The organism is Alteromonas sp. KS69, assembly GCF_003989595.1.
GTDB classification, from domain to species: Bacteria; Pseudomonadota; Gammaproteobacteria; order Enterobacterales; family Alteromonadaceae; genus Alteromonas; species Alteromonas naphthalenivorans.
Genome location: NZ_PYHU01000033.1, coordinates 110,744 through 118,356, shown reverse-complemented (window position 1 = coordinate 118,356; position 7,613 = coordinate 110,744). Strand labels below are relative to the sequence as shown.

The 7,613-nt window shown below is 45.9% G+C and carries 5 protein-coding genes; all 5 read left to right on the top strand.

Annotated elements, in window-relative coordinates; translation table 11 throughout:
• Positions 1-166 precede the first annotated feature (166 nt).
• The 5 genes from C7Y69_RS16185 (at position 167) to C7Y69_RS16165 (ending at position 7,612) form a co-directional block, all read left to right on the top strand.
• Complete coding sequence (locus C7Y69_RS16185) at positions 167-505, top strand: hypothetical protein (RefSeq protein WP_231401119.1); 339 nt, start codon at positions 167-169, stop codon at positions 503-505.
• A 99-nt stretch (positions 506-604) separates the two neighbouring features.
• Positions 605-1,120 (top strand): DUF411 domain-containing protein, encoded by a 516-nt coding sequence (locus C7Y69_RS16180; protein ID WP_126873371.1) that lies wholly within the window; start codon positions 605-607, stop codon positions 1,118-1,120.
• Positions 1,120-2,481, top strand: coding sequence for a TolC family protein (locus tag C7Y69_RS16175; protein WP_123324646.1), 1,362 nt, complete (start codon positions 1,120-1,122; stop codon positions 2,479-2,481). Before C7Y69_RS16180 ends, C7Y69_RS16175 begins: the two co-directional genes overlap by 1 nt.
• The gene (locus C7Y69_RS16170) at positions 2,481-4,481 is read left to right on the top strand and encodes an efflux RND transporter periplasmic adaptor subunit (RefSeq protein WP_044447422.1); all 2,001 of its coding nucleotides are present in this window, start codon (positions 2,481-2,483) and stop codon (positions 4,479-4,481) included. Before C7Y69_RS16175 ends, C7Y69_RS16170 begins: the two co-directional genes overlap by 1 nt.
• A complete protein-coding gene (locus C7Y69_RS16165) occupies positions 4,478-7,612 on the top strand; it encodes an efflux RND transporter permease subunit (protein WP_126873370.1) in 3,135 nt (1,044 codons plus the stop codon). Before C7Y69_RS16170 ends, C7Y69_RS16165 begins: the two co-directional genes overlap by 4 nt.
• Position 7,613 lies beyond the last annotated feature (1 nt).

The following is a 7,613-nucleotide window of genomic DNA, read 5'->3' as shown; positions in this document are numbered from 1 at the left end:
GGCCCTGCTGAACGGTTACAATTGTTTATATTACCGAATTGTAATGTGCCGGTAATCTGGTTGTCAGGCGAGGGTGCTAACATCTCATTCAGTGATTAAGCTGTCATCGACTGCTGTCTGTCAAAAACTATGGAATGACGAGAACTTGAAAAGCGCTTTCATTAAAATGTTTATTGTTATTGCATTGCTCAGTGTGCAAATGAGTGAGTCATTTGTATTCGCGCAAATGCCATGCAGTGACGAAATGGCAGCGGTGATGGATCTCGGATCTCACGATATGCAAAGCGCTCATGACATGATGAAACACTCACAAAGCGATGATATGAATGATTGTTGTCAGCAAGATTGCTGTTGTCCAATGGCGATGTTTCATATTGGTCTTCTCTCTAGTCAAGCTCATTCGTCACCCGATGGCGTGTCGCTGAGTATTCAGTCTCTTAACCCAAACCTAAACCAAATCTTTTTAGGTGGATTGCAGCGCCCTCCGAAACACTCTCTCATTTAAGCAGGATAAGTCCGTCTAGAATCCGGGCAATGATATCGCTTGTTAGTCGAATGTTCGTAGCAAGCCATTTATTTAAACAATAGAAATGAGAAAGTAATTATGTCAATTATTACGCATCGCTCGATGTGGATAGCCTTGGTGTTTGCACTGTTTTTATCAGCATGTACCGACGCAACACAGATTAATAACGATTCAGAGGCAGTGACTGAATCCCCGATAACATCCTTAACAGTCTACAAAAGCCGTTCTTGTAAGTGTTGCCAAAAGTGGGTGAACCATATTGAAGAGCACGGGTTCGACGCAGACGTATCCAATGTTACGTTAATGTCTCGAATTAAAGACAAATATGGTATTGCGCCTAATTACCGTTCGTGCCATACGGCATTGTCCCCAGGCGGTTTTGTTTTTGAAGGTCACATTCCAGCAAAATTCATTCAGCAATTTTTAGACAATATACCTGAAGGCGCCATCGGACTCAGTGTGCCGGCTATGCCAATTGGCTCACCTGGTATGGAAGTCGGTGATCAATTTCGTCCTTATCTTATTCTGCAACTCAATGACGATGGCAGCGCAACCACTTATGCCGAAGTTAATACCTATGAGGAGCAATTCTAATGAGACGCTTTTCATTTCATGTCATTGTACTAATGACGCTTTTGAATACTGGGCTCGCCCAAAGTCAAACCAAGTCGGTATTGACATTGGAGCAGGCTGTTGAAATCGCGATTAACAACGACCCTTGGCTTGTAGGCAGTGAGTATCGCGAGCAAGCCATTGTTTCAAGTAGCGTGGCAGCCGCTAGTTTGCCGGACCCGGTAGTTAATATTGGTTTGGCGAACTTACCAACAGATGGATTCGCATTCGATCAAGAACCCATGACGCAACTTAAGGCAGGGGTTTCGCAGATGTTCCCCAGAGGGGATTCGTTAGATATTCGTTCTCGTCAATTAAGAGAGCAAGCCGCCGAGCACCCATTAATGCGTGCTGATCGCATCGCCCGCACACGTGTGCAGGTCTCTGATATTTGGCTTGAAATTTATCGCGCGCAGCAGAGTATTAAGCTAATCCATCAAGATAGGGCATTGTTTGAGCAACTCAGTGACATTGCCAAAGCGAATTATGCGACCGCCCTTGGACGCGTGCGACAGCAAGACATCATTAGGGCAAAGTTAGAATTGACGCGGTTAGAAGACAGATTAACAAAACTACAAGCACTGGAAGAACGCGCCACAGGTAAGTTATTGGAATGGATCCTAAAAAACCAGCAGTCTGCACGCCAACTTGGCTTTGATGCATTTAGCGCGTTGCAGTTGCCTAATACATTACCTGCCATTGCAAAAATCACTGACAACACGTTGTTAATGGTAAAAAGGAAAAACCAACAACAGCTCGCGGAATTACTCGCAGATCACCCTTATATTTTATCCATTAATCAACGTATCAGAGCGAGTCAAACCGGGGTTGAGTTAGCTAAAGAAAAATACAAACCCCAATGGGGCGTAAATGCCAGTTACGCTTTTCGCGATGATACCCCGGCAGGTGCAAGTCGAGCTGATTTTTTGTCAGTCGGTGTTAGTTTTGATTTACCTATTTTTACTGAAAACCGTCAAGACAAAGAAGTCTCTGCAGCCGTAAATCAATCAGAAGCCATAAAGACTGACAAGTTACTCGCACTGCGCGAAATGATGTCTGCCATCCAGTCGTTATACGCTGAGCGAGAACGTTTAACTGACAGGCAATCGTTATACAACGACGAGTTATTAGCACAAATGCAAGAACAAGCTGATGCGTCCTTGAATGCCTACACCAATGATGACGGCGATTTCGCCGAAGTTGCTCGCGCGCGTATCGCGGATTTGAATGCGCGTATTGATGCATTGGATATCGATGTGGATCTCGTCAGAACAAACATTCGACTTAATTATTACTTCAATACCACCGCAGGTATTTCCAAGACTCAATTCGGAGAACAATAATGAATAACACGAAAGCCATTATTTTAGGATGTGTTATCGGCGGTGCAATGACTGCGTTAGCATATACATTCCTACTTCCTTCTGATGCACCATCTAACGCAGCAGGGCAAAGCACAGAACCCCAGCCACTCTATTGGGTGGCACCGATGGATCCCAATTACCGTCGTGATGAACCGGGTAAATCTCCGATGGGAATGGATCTCGTCCCCGTTTATGAGGAGAGCACGGGAGGTAATGAAGGTCCGGGAACCATTAGCATATCACCCAATGTAGTTAATAATTTAGGGGTAAGAACAGCATCGGTTCAACGCCGCTCGCTGCATGTCCCTATTCGTACGGTTGGCTATGTGCAATACAATGAAGACACTTTGATACATATCCACCCACGCGTTGAAGGTTGGGTAGATACACTGCATGTGAAAGCCTCGGGAGAGTATGTCAAAAAAGGCGAACCATTGTATTCGCTCTATTCCCCAGAATTGGTCAATGCGCAAGAAGAGCTGCTGATCGCGATGCGCCGCGGGAGCGACGATTTGATCAATGCTGCTCGGTCGCGGTTAGACGCGTTGCAAATGCCAAATGAAGCGATTCAGTCCTTAATATCGAGCAAAAAAGTTCGTCAAACGATCACTTTTTCGGCACCGCAAACCGGGTTTGTTGACAATTTAAATATCCGCGAAGGATTCTTTATCAAGCCAGGCAATACCCTCCTATCCATTGGTGCGTTGGATGAGGTGTGGGTTGATGCTGAAATCTTTGAACGGCAATCCGCGCAAGTCACTGTTGGACTTCCCGTCACAATGACGTTGGATTTTTTACCCGGCAAAACATGGGAGGGTGAGGTTGATTACGTCTACCCCACACTTGAACAGAGCACTCGAACGCTGCGGGTTCGGTTACGCTTTAAAAATGCCGATTACGCGCTTAAGCCGAACATGTTTGCCCAGATCACAATACATTCAGACTTTGACTCAGACAACGTTCTTGTGCCATCAGAAGCGGTTATCAGAACCGGCACGCAAGATCGTGTTGTCTTGGCGTTCGGTGACGGGCAATTCAAGTCCATTGCCGTAGATGTAGGTCGAGTGGTAGAGGACTACACTGAGATTACTACAGGTCTCATCGACGGGGATCAGATTGTCACCTCTGCACACTTTTTACTCGATTCAGAAAGCAGTATCAGTTCAGATTTTAAACGTATGGAAGCACCTGATGCACTCCCGTCGTCGGTTTTTACCGAAGCCACCATCACCGATGTTATGCCCTCACATAACATGATAACAGTGAACCATGGCGCCATCAGTGAATGGGATTGGCCAGAAATGACAATGGATTTTACTGTCGCCAACCACGTAGACCTAACGAGTTTGCGGCAAGGTATGGGGGCGCATATTGAAATTAGTAAAGAAAACGATGGTCAGTATGTGGTAACGACGGTGCATATCATTGACGACAATGCTGATACACAGACTATAAATGGACGCACTATATGGACTGAAGCAACGATTAATTCAGTTATGTCCTCACACAAAATGCTAAATCTTGACCACGGAGCAATTGAAGCGTGGGATTGGCCCGCGATGACAATGGATTTCTTTGTTGCTGACACTATCGATTTATCACAGTTGGAAGCTGGTATGGATTTGCATATTGAAATCACCAAAACCGGTGATAGCGACTATCTGGTAACAACCATCCATGTAAAATCAGCAGAACCAAGTTCAGCGCAAAGCGCAGTGGTGACAGGCACCATTAATGCCATCAATACGCAGTCTCGTGTAGTCAATATTTCACGTGAAGCGATCCCAAAGTGGGATAGGCCTGCGGCAACTCTTGACTTTACCGTGAGCGACGCTATCGATATCAGCCAATTTACGGTCGGTGCTGACATTACATTTACGTTTGAGATCACTGACGGCAACTTTAGGATCCTGAGCATTCAGTCTGAAAGCCAAGATGCTTCGATGGATCATAGCAACCATGGAGGAGCACACGAATGATCGCTGCTATTATTCGATGGTCAGTTTCCAACCGCTTCTTCGTATTACTGACGACCTTAATTATTATCGGCGGTGGTTTATTCACGCTAAAGAATACACCAATTGATGCATTGCCCGACCTATCTGATGTCCAGGTCATCATTAAGACGAGTTACCCTGGACAAGCACCTCAGGTGGTTGAAGATCAAGTGACTTATCCGCTTACCACAGCGATGTTGTCGGTACCAGGCGCTAAAACAGTCAGGGGTTATTCTTTCTTTGGCGACTCATATGTCTACATCATTTTTGATGACAGCACGGATCTCTATTGGGCCCGAAGCCGTGTATTAGAATACCTGTCTCAAGTTGCTCCCAATTTGCCTGAAAATGCTCGGCCACAATTAGGCCCAGATGCAACGGGTGTGGGTTGGGTTTACTTGTATGCATTGGTTGACCGCACAGGCAAAAACGACATATCACAACTACGTAGTCTGCAGGATTGGTTCCTCAAGTACGAACTGCAAACCGTTCCCGGTGTCTCTGAGGTTTCTGCGTTAGGCGGCATGATAAAGCAATATCAAGTTAAAGTTGATCCTGAAAAACTGCGGGCTTATGGGATCCCGCTATCGCATATTCAAATGGCCATCAAAAGAGGCAACCAAGAAGTTGGCGCATCTGTTATTGAAATGTCTGAGGCTGAATATATGGTCAGGGCGACAGGGTATATTTCAAGCAAACAAGATATCGAAACGATCCCTCTCGGCGTGAATGAAAATGGTACGCCGCTGTTGGTTAGGGATATCGCGGATGTGCAATTAGGTCCTCAAATGCGCAGGGGTATCGCTGAGCTGAATGGCGAAGGAGAAACCGTAGGCGGCATCGTTGTTATGCGATTTGGAGAAAATGCTCAAACAACCATTAACGGAGTCAAAGCTAAACTCGACGATCTTAAAAAAGGATTGCCGGATGGCGTCGAAATCGTCACGGTTTACGATCGCTCAGCTTTGATTGAACGGGCGGTAGATAACTTGGCCTCTAAACTGGTAGAAGAGTTTATCGTCGTTGCCCTAGTGTGTATCGCGTTCTTATTTCATGTACGTTCATCGCTGGTCGCAATTATAAGTATTCCTGTCGGGATCATCACGGCAATCATCGTGATGTATATGCAAGGTATCAATGCGAACATCATGTCCTTGGGGGGGATCGCTATTGCTATTGGTGCAATGAGCGATGGGGCCATTGTCATGATCGAAAATATGCATAAGCATATGGAGCGAACCCCCCTGACGAAAGAAAATCGATGGCAGGTCGTCATAGATTCAGCGTCTGAAGTCGGACCTGCGCTGTTTTTCAGTTTGTTGATCATCACCGTTAGTTTCGTACCAGTGTTTACGCTGGAAGCGCAAGAGGGCAGGATGTTCTCGCCGCTTGCATTCACCAAAACATATGCGATGGCCGCTTCCGCAGCGCTTGCGATCACCTTGGTGCCAGTTTTGATGGGGTACTTTGTGCGCGGTAAAGTACTTGCGGAGCATAAGAATCCTGTAAATCGGTTCTTGACGTTTTTATACATGCCAACACTGAAAACGGTATTACGTTTTCCCAAGTTGACCATGCTGGTCGCCGTTATAGTACTGGGAATTGGGCTTTGGCCAATTGATAAGATCGGTAGCGAATTTATCCCGCCGCTTGATGAAGGTGACTTAATGTATATGCCGACGACTTATGCCGGTATTTCGATAGGTAAAGCACGCGAGTTATTGCAACAAACCAATAAACTGATCAAGACCGTTCCTGAGGTCGAAACGGTGTTTGGCAAGGTCGGACGAGCCGATACGGCAACCGATCCTGCGCCATTAACAATGATAGAAACGTTTATACAATTAAAACCTCAAGATCAATGGCGTGAAGGCATGACGACCCAGGATCTGATCAAAGAATTTGATGCTGTGGTTAATTTGCCGGGGTTAACGAACGCATGGGTTATGCCAATTAAAACGCGGATTGATATGTTGGCTACCGGTATTAAGACCCCCGTGGGCATCAAGATTGGAGGTCCAGATCTTATGGAAATTCAAAAGATTGGTCAACAAATTGAAACGATACTTTCAGATGTTGAGGGCACTGCATCCGTTTATTCAGAGCGCGTTGCCGGCGGGCGTTATGTCAAAGTCGATATCCAACGTGAACGGGCCGCTCGCTATGGTCTTAACATAGCAGACGTTCAACAAGTTGTTTCTAGTGCGATTGGAGGAATGAATGTTACACAAAGCGTCGAAGGATTAGAGCGCTACCCAGTGAATATTCGATATCCACAATCATATCGCTCATCACCTGAATCATTGTCATTGTTGCCTATTGTCACACCACAAGGCAAACGCATTGCGTTGGCTGATGTCGCGGATGTGTATATTGAAGATGGTCCCCCAGGCATTAAAAGTGAAAATGCACGCCTTAATGGCTGGGTGTATGTGGATATTGATGGTGTAGACATTGGCTCTTATGTCGTCGCAGCGCAGCAGGTCGTCAGTGAGGAGCTGGTATTGCCTGCAGGATACTCCATAACGTGGTCGGGACAATATGAATATATGTTGCGGGCAAAAGAAAAATTAACCTATGTAGTGCCATTGACTTTAGCCATTATCGTGATCTTGTTATACCTCAACTTCCGCAATTTTATTGAAGTAGCGATCATCATGGGAACGTTGCCTTTATCGATGGTCGGTAGTATTTGGCTTATGTACTTAGAGGGGTTTAACTTTTCAGTGGCAGTGGGCGTTGGCTTCATTGCATTGGCCGGGGTCGCTGTCGAGATTGGCGTCATTATGCTGGTGTACTTGAATCATGAGTACCAGGCGTTAATCGACAAATGCAAAATGGACGGTATCAAACCCACCGTAGGAATGCTAACCGAAGCCGTATTGCATGGCGCGGGTTTGCGTGTCCGGCCAGTCATGATGACGACCGCAACCATTATATTCGGACTATTACCGGTACTTTATGGCTCAGGTACGGGGTCTGAAGTGATGAGTCGTATCGCTGCGCCCATGGTGGGCGGGATGGTCAGTGCGATTTTATTGACGCTACTTATTTTACCAGCCATTTATTTAATATGGCGAAAACAGCAGCTCAAAACGATGAGTAATTGGTAGT